We start from the raw sequence: 18981 nt of genomic DNA, 5'->3' as shown, positions 1-18981 counted from the left end.
TAGACCTTTGTACAAAAAGTAAGTACTAACTTTACCTCCCATATTTTTTTGCACATTACTTACTCCATGTCCAATCTACGATATTGTCAGTCGCAGGCCAACCGTGTCCATGGACATGGATTCTTTGCTTACCAATATCGAGATTGTCTTTCATCAGGTATAAGTGGTCAATATTAACCAGCCAGACCCAAGCCGCGTCACCTTTACCGCTAAGTCCTGTCGTTCCATCCCACTGCGCTTTTTTCCAATACTCAAGTGCTTCTCTTTCACTCTTTGCTTGTAGCGCTTGTTTAAAATATTTATCTACGCTTTTATTGCTGTAGAAGCCTGTATTATTGAAATCAACTCCCGCATTTTCACTACCATAAATATTGATCAGCTCATAAGGATTATGGCTACCCCAGCCCATTAACACCGCGTTAGAATGCATTTTTTTGCCGATACTATCCCAGCTGCCGCCCTCAATATTAATATGAATACCTAAGGGCTTTATCATATCGGCAACGGCAATGGCAAGCGACTGCCTGATAACGTCATTGGCCGGATAATAAAGGGTAAACTTGGCATCTAGGTCGTCCTTTTCAAGCACGCTGTCGCCATTGGTATCTTCCCAGCCTGCATCGGCTAGCATCTTACGAGCGCCATCCATGTTTGCATCATCGACCACGGTTTCTGGATTCCACCATGGCAAACCATCGACCGAGGTATAAGCCGGCGAACCATAGCCTTCTAACACCCCTTCGATTAACGCTTCACGGTCTACTGCAATATCGATAGCGTGACGAATCGCTGGATCAGCGGTGACGTCGTTGCCAATGGGCAAACCTTCTTCTGTCATTTTGCCTGACTTAACGTAAGGAAAGGCAATGCCGCGGTTATCCACCGTTTCGACTGATTCAAGCTTCATGCCAGGTACTTTTTGGTGACTAAAAGCGGCCGGCAGATAGGTAATATCAACCGTCCCTGCTTGCGCTGCTGCAAAGGCGGCGTCTTCACTTAAGAACACAAACGTTAACTTCTTAAAATAAGGGTGCTTGTCATAGTACTCAGGATTAGCCTCTACAATAAGCTGCTGCCCTTTATCCCACTGCACTAATTGAAACGGCCCTGAGCCGACAGGGTTTTCGGCATAATTATCATCATAAGCATGCGCTGGCACGATCCCTGTAGCCACTAAGCTGTTAGCAAAAGTGGATTGTGGGGTTTTCAAGGTGAACTGCACGCTGGTCTCATCAAGCGCTTCTACTTTTTCTAGGATGTTTAAATCAACCACTGACGCACTTTGCATCGCTTGCTCAAAAGTAAACGTCACATCTTTCACTAAAGTCATTACCCGCATGAATACGGTGCGCCATTATGGTCCTCTGCGTGTTCAAAGACCATTTTATCCGGAAGGCCGTGATGGCTGCTGTCATGTGTATCTCTTGCATCCGCCGGGCGGTATTGCCAGTGGCGATTCGCTCAATATCGATGTGACGGTCACTGATAATGCCACTACCTTATTAACGACGCCAGCTGCCAATAAGTTGTATCGAGCAGATAGTAATCATGTGGCGTGGAGCCAACATACTCATCTAAAGGTGACTAATGATTCTGTTCTAGAATGGCTACCGCAGGAGACAATAGCCTTCGATGGTTCTCTTGGGAAGCAAACCGTTCTGATAGATTTGGATGAGAGCTCTAAGTGTCTGGGCTGGGAAATTATGGGGTTAGGTCGTCCTGCCAGCGATTTACCTTTTGCTAGTGGTAAGCTTGAACAACATTTTTGCCTCACTCAAAACGGCCAACCGCTATGGATAGAAAAGCAAGTCATTGACCCAAATCATCCCCGCTTCATGGGTATGTGGGGGCAGGGCGGTGCGAGCGTTCATGCCACTATGTGGGTCGTGGGTTTGAATAATCCTGATGAGGTGGTTGAGCAGTTACACGCGACTTTACTGACGGCGACCGAAGCGGCTTATCCTTCCTTTCAAAGCGCAGCCACGCAGTGGGCAGTGATCTATCGGCGCGGCGTGTTACTCATACGTTATTTAGGGTCAGAGCGTAACGATGTCTGGGCGTTGTTTCAACAAGTGCGCAATATCGTTCGGCCGCATTTGATAGGGCTTAAAGCGACAACGCCTCGTATTTGGCTTACTTAAAAAGCTGCTTTTGACTCATATAATAAAAACTTAAAGCAGGTTCTAAACATCTTTTAAACACCAGTCGCAATAAATAATAAGTTGTAATAATCATAATAAACAGTCACGACAAGAGGAATAACTAATGGAATTGACCCCAAGAGATAAAGATAAGCTGATGTTGTTTACCGCCGCTTTATTAGCAGAGCGCCGTAAAGCCAAAGGTATTAAGCTAAACTATCCAGAATCTGTCGCTCTCATCAGCGCATTTATCATGGAGGGCGCACGTGAGGGTCGAACGGTGGCTGACATGATGAGCGCCGGCCGTGAAGTGCTAACACGTGACGATGTTATGGAAGGCGTCGCTGAGATGGTAGAGAGCGTACAGGTCGAAGCTACCTTTCCTGATGGTACTAAACTGGTCACCGTCCATAATCCCATCGTATAAGGAGATACGCTATGATGATACCTGGCGAGTATAAATTAAAAGAAAACGATATTGAGCTGTTTGCCGATCGTGAAGTGATTACGATTGAAGTGGCCAATATAGGCGATAGACCCATTCAAGTGGGCTCACATTATCATTTTGCTGAAGTCAATTATGCCTTAGAGTTTGACCGCAAAAAAGCGTATGGTCGTCGTTTGGCAGTACCTGCTGGCACGGCGATTCGGTTTGAACCGGGTCAAAAGCGCGAAGTGTCTCTGATTCCGTATTCTGGCGCTCGGATTATCTATGGGTTTCATGGCGATGTTATGGGGCCTTTGGATAAAGAGAGTGCTGATAATAAAGCTGATAGCGGTAAAAAAACAAACAAAAATAGCGGCGAGGAGTAGTCATGAAAATTTCACGCGATGCTTATGCAAATATGTACGGGCCTACCACAGGGGACAGAATACGCTTAGGGGATACCGAGCTGTGGATAGAGATTGAAAAAGACTACACGCATTATGGCGAAGAGGTCATATTTGGCGGCGGTAAAGTCATTCGTGATGGTATGGGACAAAGCCAGCGCTGTGATGAGGCCGTGATGGATACAGTAATTACCAATGCAATCATTGTCGATTGGTGGGGTATTGTCAAAGCCGATATCGGCCTAAAAAACGGTCGTATCGCCGCCATTGGTAAAGCCGGTAACCCTGATACTCAGCCTGATGTCGATATTGTGATTGGCCCAGGCACAGAAATTATCGCCGGTGAAGGTCAGATTTTGACTGCAGGCGGGGTGGATACCCACGTTCATTATATTTGCCCGCAGCAAGTAGATGAGGCTTTGATGAGTGGTCTGACCACCATGATTGGTGGCGGCACGGGGCCTGCAACCGGTTCGGTCGCGACCACGCAAACGCCTGGTCCTTGGCATTTAGGCAAAATGATGCAAGCAGTGGATGAGTTGCCTATCAATATTGGGTTTTTGGGTAAAGGTAGTGCCAGTCAACCTGAAGCGTTAGAGCAACAAGTCAAAGCAGGTGCTATGAGTCTTAAAGTTCATGAAGACTGGGCGGCGACTCCTGCGGCTATTAGTTGTGCTTTAGACGTGGCTGATAAGTATGATATCCAAGTCGCGCTACATGCCGATAGCTTAAATGAGTCTGGATTTGTCAAAGAGACGCTCGATGCCTGTAAAGATCGTTCCATACACTCGTATCATACCGAAGGCGCAGGCGGTGGTCACGCTCCCGATATTATTGTCGCATGCGGTGAGCCTAACGTGTTACCGTCCTCGACCAATCCCACACGGCCTTATACTATCAACACCGTTGATGAGCATTTAGATATGCTGATGGAGTGCCATAACTTAGACCCAAATATCCCTGAAGATGTCGCTTTTGCGGACTCACGCATTCGCCGCGAGACTATTGCTGCCGAAGATATCCTCCAAGACTTGGGCGCCATCTCTATGCTGTCGTCAGATTCGCAAGCGATGGGCCGCATTGGGGAGGTGGTATGCCGCGCTTGGCAAACCGCGCATAAGATGAAAATTCAGCGCGGACTCTTGCCAGAAGATAAAGAGCTTGGCGCTGATAACTTTCGGGTGAAGCGCTATATTGCCAAATATACCATCAACCCTGCTATTACCCACGGTATTGCCCATGAGGTTGGTTCGATAGAAGTTGGCAAACTAGCTGACTTGGTGATGTGGAAAACCGGATTCTTTGGCGTTAAACCCTCGATTATATTAAAGGGCGGTATGATAGCAGGGGCGGCGATGGGTGATCCTAATGCTGCTATCTCTACGCCGCAGCCAGTACATTACCGACGTATGTTTGGCGCATTAGGTAAAGCGGTATCAGCCACGCGGGTCACCTTTATCAGTCAGGCGGCTGCCAACACAGGCCTAGAAGAAAAGCTAGGTCTTATGAGCCGGCTTGAGCCTTGTAAAAATGTACGTCAAATGCGCAAAAAAAACATGAAGCTAAACGATTATTGCCCTGATATCTCAGTAGATCCTGAAACCTATGAGGTGCACGCAGATGGTGAGCTATTAACATGTGAGCCTTTATCGATAGTACCCTTAGCACAGCGCTACCACTTATTTTAGGACGTTTTATGCTTGAGTTTATACAAAGATTAGATCACGCTGTAGATGCTGATAATCAGAATCTACAGCAGGCAGCCACCGACACCTTAACCTTGCCTTATGAGCTGCGAGTGCGCGGTCGTTTACGCACGGTCACTGACAAGGGACAAGAGGTAGGCTTATTTTTAGAGCGTGGACCAGTACTACATCATGGTAGTTTGCTCAAGGCCAAAACAGGCGAGATTATTGAAGTATTGGCAGCTGATGAAGCAGTGACGACAGCCTATATTGACAATGGTTTACCTCTTGCACGGTTGTGCTATCACTTAGGTAATCGTCATGTACCTTTAGCCATAGGTTATGACAATACTGACGATAATGATACTAATGAAGGTCGCTATTGGGTGCGCTTTGCACCTGATCATGTGTTAGAAGAGTTAGCCCAGCTTCTTGGCGCTACGTTAACGCACCATCAAGCGCCTTTTGATCCTGAATCTGGCGCTTATGCCAACACGGATAAGGGTAAGTTTTTAGGCCATAGCCACGCTCAGAACCATAACCACAATCATGGACATCATCATGAGCACTGATCCCCTTAAACAAGGCTCATTAGCAGACACGCTAGCCACCCCAATAGACGACTTGAGTTTATTAGGTCTTATGCAATTGGTCAGTCCTGCACTACCTATTGGCGCATTTGCTTGGTCACAAGGGCTTGAGAGCGCCTTTGAGCTAGAGTGGGTGACTAATGAAGCGCAATTAGCCTTTTGGCTCGAAGGCGTATTAGAAGATGGGCTGACTCGTTGCGAGCTTCCGGTATTGGTGCGCCTGATGCAAGCTTGGCAAGATGCAGACAGACAGCAGCTGCTGCACTGGAATGAGTGGCTACAAGCCAACTGTGAGAGTGCTGAGCTTAGCGATGAAGACTTGCGACTAGGACTTGCTTTGATCCGTTTATTAAATAGTCTGGACTTGCAGCCCAATATAGAAGAAGGCGAGGCGCAATTCCCAAAAGATGCTACTTATCTGACGGCCTTTGCATGGACGGCACATAAGCGCGGCGTCCCTGTCCGTTTGAGCCTACTAGGCTTTGCTTGGGCTTGGCTTGAGAACCAATTGGCTGTCGCTTGTAAGGCGATGCCTCTTGGGCAAACTGCCGCTCAGCGCATCAACGAGAAGCTGCGAGCGCAATTGGTATATGCTGTGGATACAGCCTTATCACTCACTGACGATGAGCTAGGGCCAATATTACCGGGTGTGGCATTGGGCAGCGCGTTACATGAAACTCAGTACTCAAGATTATTCAGAAGTTAATATTCAAAATAGAATATAAACTATATTTTAGTTTTAAAATTAACAATACTTTAAAGGAATTTATATATGACACAGTGTTTAAGAGTAGGCGTGGGCGGTCCTGTTGGCTCAGGAAAAACGGCATTATTACGCCAGTTGTGTAGTGCGCTAAAGGACGACTATAACTTAGCCGTAGTCACCAACGATATCTACACTAGAGAAGATGCGGACTTTTTATTAAAACATGATGCGCTACCTGCCGATCGTATTATTGGGGTTGAAACTGGCGGCTGTCCACACACCGCCATTCGTGAAGATGCCTCAATGAATTTGGCGGCGATTGATGACTTACAAGAGCGTCATCCAGGTTTAGAGTTGGTATTGGTTGAATCCGGCGGTGATAACTTAGCGGCGACCTTTAGCCCTGAATTGTCAGATTTGACTATTTATGTCATTGACGTGGCAGCGGGTGATAAAATCCCGCGTAAAGGTGGCCCGGGTATTACCAAGTCAGATCTATTAATTATTAATAAGATAGACATTGCCGAATCGGTGCATGCGTCATTGGACGTTATGGAGCGTGATTCTAAAAAAATGCGCGGCGATAGACCTTTTATTTTTGCTAACTTGTATGATGGTGTAGGCGTAGAAGAAATTATTGATTTTATTATAGAGCGCGGTATGTTGGCAGATCGTCGTCAAAAGGCGACAGATACCGCCTAAGTCACTATTTTTTCAATAGTTTATGTTGATGTTAAAAAGACTACAGCTTAGCGTTGTGGTCTTTTTTTATATGTCATAGTGTTGACTGAATTTAAAAATGATACCGTGTGTTTAGGATGCTGATTAATAGCTTAAAGTCCGCCTAATTCATAGAGCCTTATCTTTAAAGGAATATCAATGATAACCAACGATCGCATAGATAACAACCAAGCAAAGATTGAGATCTACCAAGCCGATGATGGACAAGCAGCGATAGAGATTCGTTTAGAACACGATACTTTATGGCTGTCACAAGCTCAATTAGCAGAGTTGTTTGGGAAAGATACGGATACTATCAGTCTGCACCTAAAAAACATCTATAACGAAGGCGAGCTCGACCAAGAAGCAACTACCGAGGAATCCTCGGTAGTTCGACAAGAAGGTAAGCGCCAAGTGCGCCGAAAAATTCGTTTTTATAATCTAGATGCGATTATCTCTGTAGGCTACCGGGTTAATTCTAAAAAAGGTACTCAGTTTCGTATTTGGGCCACTCAGCGTCTGCGTGAATATCTAGTACAAGGGTACACGCTAAATGAACAAAGGTTTGATAAAAACTCTAGTGAATTGCAGCAAGCACTGGCTTTGATTAAAAAAACTGCTCTAAGCCCTGAATTAAAAACTGACGAAGGTCGTGGATTGATTGAGATTATCAGCCGTTATACCCAGACCTTTTTATGGCTGCAACGCTACGACGAAGGCTTGCTTGATGACCCTGCAGGGCAATCTGGCGGTACTTTGCCGACCACAGATGAAGCAATGACCGCATTAAACGACCTAAAATCACAGCTAATGGCGCGCGGTGAGGCCACTGAGCTATTTGCTAAACCTCGCGGTGACGGTTTGGATAGTGTACTAGGTAACTTACAGCAAAGCGTATTTGGCGAACCTGCGTACCCAACGATTGAAAGTAAAGCGGCGCACTTATTGTATTTTATGGTCAAAAACCATCCTTTCACCGATGGTAATAAACGCAGCGGCGCTTTTTTGTTCGTTGATTTTTTGCATCGTAATAGCAGATTGCTCAATGATGGGGGCGATATGGTCATTAATAATACCGGACTTGCTGCTTTAACCTTGCTAGTAGCAGAATCAGATCCCAATCAAAAAGAGACGCTGATTAAACTGATTATGAATATGTTATCGCTTGAGAGTTAAAAAACCGACTAAGCTTCAAGCAAAATAAGCACTGCTTTAAATACTAGAACAACATTATTAAATCAATGGATGAGTTCTAAAAGCGATTTAAGAATGATAAGTCAAACACTAGACCGAGCCGTACTCTAATACAGTATATTTAACATAATATACATTATGCGAAAACAAACCAACGGCTTTTGCATACGCTTTAAGTAAATACTAACTATTGATGTCGCTATTAATGTTTGATTTACTATTGCCAGTATTATAATAAAATAAGTTACGGTTTTTAATTTTCTGCTACGCTAAGGATGTCGTTATGAGCAAACTGTCTAATTCCTTATCACTAATAATTACTGCAGCTATCTCATTAGTTATAGTTGGCTGTCAGTCTGCTACTAATTCGCAAAACAGCTCCGCACAACATAACGCAGCTATCAACACTCCTGTGATCCATAATCAAAACTCTACGTCAGCACCGGCGCAGACGCTTGAACAACAGGCTCTACGTATTCAACAAGCTTTGGCTAATGGCAGCTATGCTAGCATTAAGAATGATATTCATCCGATACGCGGCGTACGCTTCTCAATGTATGCTTATGTGCGCCCAGAGTCTGATAAATCCTTTAGCCGTACTCAATTTGCTCAATATTTGCAAAAGTCTGACATTCGCTTCACTTGGGGCGAAAAAGACGGCACAGGCGATCCACTCATCACAACTTTGCCTGACTATTTGCAGACTTGGGTTAACGCAGAGGTTTTTGATGAAAATGCCACTATGACTGTTAACGATAGCCAAGCTACAGGTAATAGTATTGATAATTTAAGTAAAATATATCAAAACGCCGATTATGTTGAGTTTTATAAAGATGGTAGCGAACAATACGGTGGTATGGACTGGCGTGCTATGCGTTTGGTATTTGATGAGTATCAAGGTAAGCGCTATTTAGTCGCTATTATCTCTGATCAGTGGACGGTTTAAGGTATTAATTTAAGTTGACTGATAACGATTAAAAAAGGGCATTACACTACCCTTTTTGGTTATTAGTAAGTTATATTCATATTTAGTTATGTATCATAGTGGCGACTGCCGAAAAAACTTCTCCATAATGTCATAAATATCAGGATAAGCATCAATCAGCTTTTGCGGGGTCTCAAAAAACACTTCACTGAGTACCGCCAAAAACTCCGCCGGATTGGTTGCGCCATAACGATCTAAGCCAGATTTGCGATGGGTTTGAAAGTCTTCAAAGTCGCGGCTCATAATGGTGGTCCAGCGTTCAGGATCCATATCCGGCTGCAGCGGCGGAAATCCGTTAGCACGGCCGTTGAGCATGTCGAGCTTATGTACAAACTCATGAATGACCACATTATGCCCGTCGCGTTCGCCGGAGTGCTTGGCATCTTTCCATGACAAAATAACAGGCCCGCGCTGCCACGCCTCTCCGCTACGGTGTTGACTACCTTCGTGGACGATGCCAAATTCATCAACGCTTTTGGCATCGCTTTTGTATGAGCCTGGATAGATGATGATAGATGACCAGCCCGCATACCACTCTAAGCTTAAATTTAAGATAGGTAGACAGGCTTGCAGCGCAATCGACTGTCTAACGGCATCGGTAATCTCAAAACCTTGCGCGCCCGTGATAGATTTACTATCTAGGAATAAGGTTGCCAATTCAAACAAGCGCTCCATTTCTTCTTCATTCAATCTATCGAGGATGACAATACGCTTAGCAGCGCGCTGCCAATCATCTCGAGTAAAATCGCTATTATCGAGTACTCGCTGCTCTCGCCATTCTTTTATCATTTCAAACATATTTTTGCCTTGCATTGGTTCAATTTGTTATATCAATTAAACCACATTTATCGTATCAATTTGCTACATAATCGTAGCCGTTAAAACAAGGTAAGTGTCGTGATATGCTAAAGTATGCTTATGATACCTATAATAGCCAACAACTCATATCAAGGATGAAGACATGCTAGAGTTTCAAACCAATAAAGCCGACCTAACCCAATCCCGAATAGTCGAAACGCCCAAAGCTACTATCAAAGATGGTGAAGTGCTCGTCAAAGTCGATCGATTTGCTTTTACCGCCAATAATATTACTTATGCGGTGATGGGCGATCAGCTGCGCTACTGGCAGTTCTTTGCGCCTAACGGCAGAAACGCAGAACAATGGGGCATCATTCCTGTATGGGGCTTTGCGGATGTGACCGAGTCCAATAGCGATGCTATTCCCGTTGGCGATAGACTCTTTGGCTACTTCCCGCCTGCCAATGAGCTTGTGATAAAACCTGTTCGGATTACACCTTCAAGCTTGATGGATGGTAGCGACCATCGCGCCGAATTGCCGCCAAGCTACAACCTCTATCAGCGTGTCAATCACGAGACGGACTATGACCGCACTCATGACAACCTGCGCATGTTACTTGCTGTACTGCATCTCACCGCGTTTTGTATACAAGAGATGTTAAAGAGCAATGACTGGTATGGCGCTGAGCAAGTGGTCATAATCAGCGCGTCAAGCAAGACCAGTATTGGGCTCGCTTATGGACTTGACGAGGACGAAGACGCGCCTGCGGTTATCGGGCTCACCTCAACTCGTAACGTGGACTTTGTAAGTTCGATTGATACTTATGATAATGTCTTAAGCTATAACGATCTTGAGCAGCTTGATGCTAGCAAACCTACCGTCATCGTCGATATGTCTGCTAACTTTGCGGTACTAAGTCGATTGCATAGCCACTTAGGCGCTAATATGCGCTTCACAATCAATGTCGGACTGACCCATTGGGATGAACCTCGTCAAATGGATGGTATTATTAAGGAGCGTAGCGAACAGTTCTTTGCGCCAAGTTATATTCAAAAGCTAATGAAAGAATTAGGCACTGAGGAATTTAACAAACGCACTGGACAATACATAATGCAGTGCGCTGCAAAGACTAGTAACTGGCTAAAAGTCAGAGAACTAGACGGGATTGAAGGTCTATCAGAAGTTTATGAAGACGTTTGTGCGGGTAATATTCCAGCGAATGAGGGTTTGGTGGTAGTGATGTGATTAAATACTGACAATCTGACTTGAATTATTTTTTACTATACAGGACTAATAATTAGCTTCAACAGGTCATAAACCAAGCTTAAAATATGAAAGAAAAGCGAATAAAAACAAAATATTAATGTCGAACCTCTGTTGTGTATTACCCTAAAGACGCGCTATAGTCTTAAGTAATATAGGGAGAGTTATTGTGTTCATCATAACTTTAAACTTTACCAAGGATGCGTGAGGTATTTATGACTAAAGAAGCGACTCAGAAACAGAGCCAAAATCAGAACCAGACACAATCTCAAAGCCAAACAAAAAAAACCTTGGAGAAGCGTCCTTGTTTCGATGAGCTAAAAGATGCCAAAGGTAAGTATCGCCCTGTTGCCCAAGCGGTCGGCGACTGGCTTGATGATACGAGCATGGATGCGATTAATCATCTTAATGAACAAGCCGAAAACATCTTTTATCGTAAAGGTGTCACCTTTACCGTCTATAGTGATGCCAAAAATATCGAGCGGATGATTCCTTTTGACATCGTGCCCCGTATCATCTCTGCTAGCGAATGGCAGCTCATAGAAGCAGGCTGTAAGCAGCGTATCACCGCATTGAATGCTTTTTTGCACGATATTTACCACGACCAAGCGATAATGAAAGCCGATATCGTACCTGCCAGCTACGTCTATGCTAGCGGCTGCTATGAGCCGTGGATGATGGGGATTGAGCTCGATAAACCGATTTATTCGCACATTAGCGGTATTGATTTGATTCGTGATGAAGAGGGTAGATTTTGTGTATTAGAAGACAATCTACGTACGCCTTCTGGCGTCTCTTATATGCTTGAGAGCCGTACTATCTCTGAAACCCTCCTCGCCGATTTATTTGCGCATACGCCGGTATTGGGCATCAGTGATTATCCTAAACGCCTGAAGAAATGTCTGGCTAGCTCGATCAGCAAATACGACCCACAAATCGTCATCTTAACCCCAGGACGCTTTAACAGTGCTTATTATGAGCATGCGTTTTTGGCGCATGAGATGAATGTACCACTCGTTCACGGTTATGATTTGGTTGTTGAAGATAGTAAAGTCTATATGCAAAGCATTCGCGGCAAAGTGCAAGTAGATATCATCTACCGCCGAATCGACGACCCTTTTATTGACCCGCTTGCCTTCCAATCAGACTCTATTTTAGGCGTTTCAGGACTAATGAGTGCTTACCGCGCCGGTAATGTGGTCATTGTGAATGCGCCAGGTACGGGCGTCGCTGATGACAAAAGTCTCTATCCTTTTGTGCCGGACATGATTAAGTTTTATCTCAATGAAGAGCCTATACTACCAAATATAGAAACTTATCAATGCCGCAAGCCTGATGAACTCGCTTATGTGCTGGATAATCTCGATAAATTAGTCGTCAAAGAAACCCAAGGCTCGGGCGGCTACGGGATGCTGATTGGTCCGACCTCTAGCAAGCAAGAGATTAGCGACTATCGTAAGCGCTTGCTTGAAAACCCAGCAGGCTTTATCGCCCAGCCTACCATTTCCCTATCTACCAATCCTACCGCTGTCATCGACGGTATCGCCCCGCGTCATATTGATTTGCGTCCGTTCATACTCAGTCATGGCGATGGCTCAGTCGACATCGTACCAGGCGGCCTCACTCGAGTAGCTATGGTGGAAGGCTCGTTAGTGGTCAACTCCTCTCAAGGAGGCGGCATTAAAGACACTTGGGTTGTCGATGATGATAAATTAAACCAACCTCACACCAGTAAAATCCATGTAAATAAAACGGCTGATAGAGCTGACCCATCAAGCATAGAGAATAGCGCTGTCAATCATGCCAGCTACTATAATCGCGCGCAGCCAACTGAAGCAGGGTTTGCCGATTTAGACGACGCGCCAATGATCTTGCTGCTATCCACCGGTAGCTATTTAATTTGGCTCGGTCGTTATAGTGAGCGCTTATATTACTATGACAGCATCATGAAACAGCTGATCAATGGTGATATTAAAAAATCACAGGTTCAGCACCTCATTCATAACTTAGGCTTTAGTGCAGATACCAGCGACTCGCTAAAAGTCATGAAATCGCAGATGCTCAATGAGTTGGAGCAAAATATAATTCCAAGCGTGGTCACCTCTATCGAGACCAACGTACAAGAAGCAAAAGGCGTCATCGGTAAAGACACCGCAGAGCTGTATAACTTGATTAAGCGTCTGTCCAATGCTGGCACTTACCGCGCGGCAACGCTGCAGCTGTATGCCTGTAACGCAGCGATGAAGCAAGAACATCCGACCGTGACCTGCTTTTGGCAATTGGGCCGCTACTTTGAGCAGCTTGAGCGCGCAGTCTTACTCGGTGAAGATACTAGCGAAATCAGCCTACAATTTAAATACTGGATTAACCAGCTCCCTGAAAACACTCGCTGGCGTGAGCTGACGCGTTTGACCAATCAGATGATTCGCTCAAAGCAGTTTAGCGACTTTAAGATGATCAGCCGTGAGTTCAATATCATTTTGCAGCAAGGGGTTTAAGCTCATAAGTAACCTTAATAAAAGTGATAAACAGAATAATACGAGGACATTATGAAACTACAAATCAGTCATCAGACCAATTACTATTATGGCGAGCAAGCGCAGCGCAGTGTGCAATACATCCGTATGACTCCGATGCAGCTGCCACATCAAGTGATTCACCGTTGGGATGTGCTACTGCCTAAAGTCGCAGTTAGTCAAAAAGACGGCTTCGGCAATGAATGGCTCACCCTTAGCCGTAATGAGACCCATGATAACTTGCAAATGCAAGCCTCTGGTATTGTTGAGATTAACCCCGATACCGAGCGGCTTGAGGATATGGACAATGTACCCTATCTGCTATTTACCGTCCAGAGTCCATTAACCAAATGCTCTGAGGAGATGCGTGAGTTTGCTGCGCCTTTCTTAAAAACCCCTACCCTCGATAGTTTAAAGAAAATGGCTAATGCGCTAATCATGACCATGCCTTTTGTCAAAAACGTTACCCATGTCGGTACTACAGCTGCTGAGGCCTTTAACATGGCGGGCGGCGTCTGTCAGGATCATACCCATGTGTTTTTGAGCTTACTACGCGACCAGCAAATCCCTGCACGCTACGTCTCAGGCTACTTGTATGATGATACCGAGAACCATATGGCCAGCCACGCATGGGCGGAAGCTTATATAGATGGCTTTTGGTACACTTTTGATATATCAAACCAAGCGTTCCAGCCAAACTCACACGTGTATGTCGCTATTGGCCGTGACTACTTAGATACTGCGCCCGTACGCGGCGTCAGAATAGGTGGTGGTTACGAAAATCTTTACAGTCAAGTACTAGTCACGCGGCTATCATAGCCCTCACTACTTTATATACTTTTAGGATACTCATGACTTACTGCGCCGCTATTCGTCTTAGAGACGGTCTAATATTCGCTAGTGATACGCGTACCAATGCGGGAGTCGATCACATCTCTACCTTCCGTAAGCTTTACCAATATGGCGTTGAAGGTGAGCGCTTTATGGTGCTACAAACCGCCGGCAGCTTAGCCACGTCGCAAGCGGTATTTAATAAGCTACAAAACGATATCGATCAGCGCGCCGAGAGCAATATCAATACCGTAGCGACTTTATTTGACGCTGCGCAAATGGTGGGCGAATGCATGCGTAATGTAATGGCGCATGCGCAAACGGTGGCCAACGATGATAATAGCAGCACCTTTACCAGCTCTTTTTTGCTTGGCGGTCAAATAAAGGGCCAAGAGCCTGAGCTCTATATGATCTACCCTGAAGGCAACTTTATAAAAGCCACAGAAGACACACCCTTCTTTCAATTAGGCGAGATCAAATACGGTAAGCCTGTTTTAGATCGTTCGGTCGATTACGACACCGATATCAATCATGCCACCCAAGCGCTGATGCTATCATTCGACTCGACCATTCACTCCAATTTATCTGTGGGTATGCCGATAGACTTTTTGATCTATCAAAACGATAGCTTAACCCTGCCCAAAGGCCGCCGTATCGAAGCCGACGACGAGCACTTTAATAAAATTAGCCGTCATTGGTCTGAGGCGCTGCGTAATACTTTGGTAGAGCTGCCTGCTTGCCCTGATGATTATTGGGGCTAATACTCAATCTTTTTATTTAGAGTTAGAATTTATAGAACTAAGCTAAGGTTAAAAAAGGTGCGGTTCGGCTCCTCTTTGACTGTGCTACTGTAGCTGGCACCCCTTGAGTGACAATCTGCCCGCCGGCATCCCCAGCTCCTGGCCCCATATCGATAATCCAGTCACTATTGCTCGCCACTTGCATATCGTGCTCCACCATAATAACGGTGTTACCCGCATCAACCAGTCCATTTAACTGTGCCATGAGCATAGAGACATCAGCTGGGTGCAAACCAGTGGTCGGTTCATCAAGAATATAGAGCGTATCGCCGCGCTGAACGCGTTGTAGCTCGGTGGCAAGCTTAATACGCTGCGCCTCCCCGCCTGATAGCTCCGTAGCGGGTTGACCTAAACGCAGATAACCAAGACCCACTTGCAATAAAGCATCTAATGCACGCAAAATAGGCGCGTCATCGGCGAAAAAATCATGAGCTTTTTCAACGGTTAAATCTAGCACTTCAGCAATATTTTGATCTCGATAAGTGACTTCAAGCGTCTCATCGTTATAGCGCTGTCCATGACAGACTTGACAGGGCGCGTAAACACTAGGTAAAAATAAAAGCTCAACGCTAACAAACCCTAAACCTTCGCAATTGGGACAACGTCCTTTAGGCGTATTAAATGAGAAGCGGCCAGCATCATAACCGCGCGCTTTTGCAAGCTTAGTGGCAGCAAATAATTTACGCACATAATCAAACAATCCGGTATAAGTAGCAAGGTTTGAGCGCGGTGTACGGCCAATGGCTTTTTGGTTAATGTTCACAAGCCGGCTTACTTTATCCATGCCAGAGACAATGCGCCCGCCTGTTTGGGCTTCAAACTCCTGCTCAAGCAGATCTGCTTCATCGGTTGGTGCTTGGGCAACTGTCTTTTTCCCCAAGGCTTCATTGACTAATTCGACTACTGCTTGGCTGACTAAACTTGATTTGCCTGAACCCGATACCCCAGTAACACTAGTGAGTACCCCGAGCGGAAACTCAACCTCTAAACCTTGGATATTATTACGCTCTACCTCAGTAAGCTTAAGCCAAGCAGTAGGTTGTCTTAAGTTTTGCTGGTTTACGCTGTCGTTATCAGTAAATAGATATTGCGCGGTTGATGACTCGCTAACGCCGCGTAAACCCGCTACAGGTCCGCTATAAACAATCTCGCCGCCATGCACGCCAGCCTTGGGTCCGACATCGACCACCCAATCGGCGTGACGGATGACGCTCACATCATGCTCGACCACAAACACCGAATTGCCAGCGGCTATCAGCTCATCCAAAGCACCGAGCAGCGCTTGCGTATCAGCCGGATGTAGCCCCGCCGACGGCTCATCAAGGACATAGACCACGCCGAATAGTTGCGAGCGGATTTGGGTTGCCAGACGCAAACGCTGCAGCTCCCCTGGCGACAAAGTCGGCGTGGTACGCTCAAGTGATAGATAGCCTAATCCTAGTCTCGTCAATGCTTCAACCCGTGCGAGAATATCGCTAGTAATGCGCTGCGCTACAATGGCTTTTTCAGGATTGTGCTTATAGTTTGGGCTATTTAAGCGGGCGTGGGCGCTACCTTGTAGCTTGGAGGCAAGCTCTGTTAACGTTAATTGTGACAGCTCGCCAATATCAAGACCTGCAAATTTAACCGCTAGCGACTCTTTTTTGAGCTTCTTACCATGACATTCAGGACACTTGGATATTTGCATAAACTGCGAGACCCGTTTTTTAACTCGCGGGCTTTGAGTGGTTGTAAATGATTGCAAAATAAAGTTCTTGGCGCTGATATAAGTGCCCATATAATTGGGCTTTTCGTCCTTTTTAATAGCCGCTCGCACTTGTTCTACATTGTATTCAGGATAAACCGGTACCGTTGGCGTCTCGTCAGTATATAAAATCCAATCGCGAGACTTTTTGGGCAATTTATGCCACGGAACATCGATATCATAACCTAAAGTGGTTAAGATACGACTTAAGTTTTGCCCTTGCCAAGCGCCTGGCCACGAAGCAATAGCGCGTTCGCGAATGCTTTTGGTTGCATCAGGAACCATCAAATCCTCGGTTACCTCAAATACCCGTCCAATACCTGAACAGGTTGGGCAAGCGCCCTCTGGTGTATTGGGTGAGAACGCATCGGCATAGAGCATCTCTTGCCCATCTGGATAGTCCCCTGCCCGCGAATAGAGCATACGCAAACCATTAGAGATAGTAGTCACGCTCGCCACCGATGAGCGCACCGAAGGCGTGCCGCGTTGCTGCTGCAAGGCGACCGCTGGCGGCAATCCTTCTATAGCATCGACATCAGGCTCATCCACTTGGTCAATTAGGCGCCGGGCATAAGGAGCTACTGAATCCAGATAGCGCCGCTGTGACTCGGCAAATAAAGTTCCAAAAGCCAGCGATGATTTCCCTGAGCCTGATATCCCTGTAAATACCACCAGCGCATTACGCGGCAAATCAACATCGATGTTCTTTAGGTTATGAACGCGCGCGCCTCTGACTTGAACTTGGTTATTGGCATTATTTGAAGTTTTATTATTTTTAGAACTGGTTTTAAGGTCAGTTTTATTATTATTGTTTTTAGAAGTCATAGCGTATCCTGTTGATATTTTATTTTGCAATTATTCTAACAGCTACTATGAGTAGTTCAGTCTGGGCTTACGTATTACTAGCATAGAGAGACAAAACGATAACTTTATATAAATTTGCTTATCTAAGGATAAAAGGTTAACTGATAGAAATGAGACAATTTTTTGTCCAGACACTAATGTCTCATAGATAAAGATAAAATAAGTTATTATGAAGAATGCAATTTACAATTTATAAAAATACGAGGCAAAATTAGTCGAATGGAAGAGTATGTAGGGTTAGGGTGTTGAATAATAATAATTTTTATTAAAAGCCCAAGGACTGGGCTTTTAATAAAATATTTGAGAGTTTACCCCACTACTGTATATCCGCTAAGTACTAACAGAATTTCTTCTAAGTCCTATCTTTACGTTTGCTAGTATCAGGCCTGACAAGATAAGTACCATCGCTAGCATTTTCCACCATGTCAACACTTCCCCTGTAAATAACACTGAGGTCGCCATACCGAATACAGGCACCAATAAGGCAAACGGCATGACTTTGGAGGCGGTGTTTTGTGCCAGCAGATGCGCCCACAGTCCAAAGCCAATTAGCGTTGACACATAAACGATAAACCCAAGGGACAACCAAGATTTAGAGGATGCCTGCGTAAAGGTCGCAAGCGTCCATGCCTCAGTTTCTAATATGACTGAAGATAATGTTAATATCACACAAGCGATCAGACCACCCCATACTACTAAGGCTAATGCCGATAGTGCCGATGATTTATTTGAGCCTTGATCCTTGCTATTAGTAGGCGAAACCATAGAGGTATTAGCGCCCTGCTGTGTCGCTTTTATAGTGGCTTGCTTTGAAGCCTGCTTGGAGGCAATGTTGCCAAAGCTCCAGCCTATGGCCGCAATCAAGATGCAAATAAAGCCGTTCAGTGGCATATCGCCGCCAAGGTTTAATGCAATTACCCCTAGCCCTAACAAACCAACTATCATCCCAACGATTTGCTTACGACTTACCGCCTCGCCCAAGATGACATAGGCTAACAATACGGTGATAAAAATCTGCATTTGCAATAACAACGCTGTTAATCCTGCCGAGGAGCCCAAGTGCATCGCGGTAAACACAAAGGCATATTGCAGTACGAAAGTACCAATCGCATAGACAAATAAGGTTCGGTTAAAGGTAGGCGGCTTAAGGAGTAATATTAGCGGTACAGCAGTGAAGAAGAAACGCATAGCAGTCAACATTAGTGGCGGAAAACTCTCAAGTCCCCACGCAATGAAAGTGAAGTTTACGCCCCAAATAAAGGCAACGAGCACCGCTAAGGCGATATGGATTGGGCTCATAGGATTATCCTAG

Annotated in this window: 16 protein-coding genes and 1 pseudogene; 13 read left to right on the top strand and 4 right to left on the bottom strand. The window is 45.3% G+C overall.

The window, feature by feature from the left end; translation table 11 throughout:
* Positions 1-55: 55 nt before the first annotated feature.
* Positions 56-1339: an ABC transporter substrate-binding protein gene (locus ACTXGJ_RS01375; protein WP_439240774.1), complete on the bottom strand. Its 1284-nt coding sequence runs from the start codon at positions 1337-1339 to the stop codon at positions 56-58.
* Between ACTXGJ_RS01375 and ACTXGJ_RS01370 the strand changes: the two are divergent.
* The 9 genes and pseudogenes from ACTXGJ_RS01370 to ACTXGJ_RS01330 all read left to right on the top strand — a co-directional run.
* Positions 1329-2141, top strand: a pseudogene (locus ACTXGJ_RS01370) (urease accessory protein UreD); the annotation flags it as partial. The gene ACTXGJ_RS01375 and the pseudogene ACTXGJ_RS01370 sit on opposite strands and share 11 nt — an antisense overlap.
* A gap of 124 nt (positions 2142-2265) precedes the next feature.
* Complete coding sequence (gene ureA, locus ACTXGJ_RS01365) at positions 2266-2568, top strand: urease subunit gamma (protein ID WP_439240776.1); 303 nt, start codon at positions 2266-2268, stop codon at positions 2566-2568.
* Positions 2569-2582: 14 nt separating this feature from the next.
* Positions 2583-2954: an urease subunit beta gene (locus tag ACTXGJ_RS01360; protein ID WP_439241325.1), complete on the top strand. Its 372-nt coding sequence runs from the start codon at positions 2583-2585 to the stop codon at positions 2952-2954.
* 2 nt (positions 2955-2956) lie between these two features.
* Positions 2957-4660, top strand: a complete 1704-nt coding sequence (gene ureC, locus ACTXGJ_RS01355) for an urease subunit alpha (protein ID WP_439240778.1) — start codon at positions 2957-2959, stop codon at positions 4658-4660.
* 8 nt (positions 4661-4668) lie between these two features.
* Positions 4669-5229, top strand: coding sequence for an urease accessory protein UreE (gene ureE, locus ACTXGJ_RS01350; protein WP_443564867.1), 561 nt, complete (start codon positions 4669-4671; stop codon positions 5227-5229).
* Positions 5219-5953 carry an urease accessory protein UreF gene (locus tag ACTXGJ_RS01345; RefSeq protein ID WP_439240782.1) on the top strand — a complete coding sequence of 245 codons (735 nt, stop codon included), beginning with the start codon at positions 5219-5221 and terminating at the stop codon, positions 5951-5953. The genes ureE and ACTXGJ_RS01345 overlap by 11 nt, the downstream gene beginning before the upstream one ends.
* A 66-nt stretch (positions 5954-6019) precedes the next feature.
* Entirely contained in the window at positions 6020-6655 is a 636-nt protein-coding gene (gene ureG, locus ACTXGJ_RS01340) for an urease accessory protein UreG (protein ID WP_439240784.1), read from the top strand.
* A gap of 177 nt (positions 6656-6832) precedes the next feature.
* The gene (rhuM, locus tag ACTXGJ_RS01335) at positions 6833-7849 is read left to right on the top strand and encodes a RhuM family protein (RefSeq protein ID WP_443564866.1); all 1017 of its coding nucleotides are present in this window, start codon (positions 6833-6835) and stop codon (positions 7847-7849) included.
* A 301-nt stretch (positions 7850-8150) separates the two neighbouring features.
* A complete protein-coding gene (locus ACTXGJ_RS01330) occupies positions 8151-8813 on the top strand; it encodes a hypothetical protein (RefSeq protein WP_443564865.1) in 663 nt (220 codons plus the stop codon).
* Between the two features lie 93 nt (positions 8814-8906).
* On the opposite strand, the gene ACTXGJ_RS01325 is transcribed toward ACTXGJ_RS01330, so the two are convergent.
* The gene (locus ACTXGJ_RS01325; protein WP_443564864.1) at positions 8907-9650 is read right to left on the bottom strand and encodes a M90 family metallopeptidase; all 744 of its coding nucleotides are present in this window, start codon (positions 9648-9650) and stop codon (positions 8907-8909) included.
* A 163-nt stretch (positions 9651-9813) separates the two neighbouring features.
* Here ACTXGJ_RS01325 and ACTXGJ_RS01320 point away from each other — a divergent pair, with 163 nt between their 5' ends.
* The 4 genes from ACTXGJ_RS01320 to ACTXGJ_RS01305 all read left to right on the top strand — a co-directional run bounded on the left by ACTXGJ_RS01320 (position 9814) and on the right by ACTXGJ_RS01305 (position 15022).
* The gene (locus ACTXGJ_RS01320; protein WP_439240792.1) at positions 9814-10896 is read left to right on the top strand and encodes a DUF2855 family protein; all 1083 of its coding nucleotides are present in this window, start codon (positions 9814-9816) and stop codon (positions 10894-10896) included.
* 233 nt (positions 10897-11129) lie between these two features.
* A complete protein-coding gene (locus tag ACTXGJ_RS01315; protein WP_443564863.1) occupies positions 11130-13412 on the top strand; it encodes a circularly permuted type 2 ATP-grasp protein in 2283 nt (760 codons plus the stop codon).
* 51 nt (positions 13413-13463) lie between these two features.
* Positions 13464-14249: a transglutaminase family protein gene (locus tag ACTXGJ_RS01310; protein ID WP_439240796.1), complete on the top strand. Its 786-nt coding sequence runs from the start codon at positions 13464-13466 to the stop codon at positions 14247-14249.
* A 32-nt stretch (positions 14250-14281) separates the two neighbouring features.
* Positions 14282-15022 (top strand): peptidase, encoded by a 741-nt coding sequence (locus tag ACTXGJ_RS01305; protein ID WP_439240798.1) that lies wholly within the window; start codon positions 14282-14284, stop codon positions 15020-15022.
* Between the two features lie 37 nt (positions 15023-15059).
* Here ACTXGJ_RS01305 and uvrA read toward each other — a convergent pair whose 3' ends face one another.
* Together uvrA and ACTXGJ_RS01295 are read right to left on the bottom strand one after the other, a co-directional pair.
* A complete protein-coding gene (uvrA, locus tag ACTXGJ_RS01300) occupies positions 15060-17630 on the bottom strand; it encodes an excinuclease ABC subunit UvrA (protein WP_443564862.1) in 2571 nt (856 codons plus the stop codon).
* A gap of 369 nt (positions 17631-17999) precedes the next feature.
* A complete protein-coding gene (locus ACTXGJ_RS01295; protein ID WP_443564861.1) occupies positions 18000-18968 on the bottom strand; it encodes an EamA family transporter in 969 nt (322 codons plus the stop codon).
* Positions 18969-18981: the final 13 nt, after the last annotated feature.

It is taken from the genome of Psychrobacter sp. 1Y11 (assembly GCF_052259045.1).
Classification (GTDB): Bacteria; Pseudomonadota; Gammaproteobacteria; order Pseudomonadales; family Moraxellaceae; genus Psychrobacter.
The sequence above is the reverse complement of the archived record's forward strand: the minus strand, read 5'-3'. Positions and strand labels throughout refer to the sequence as shown.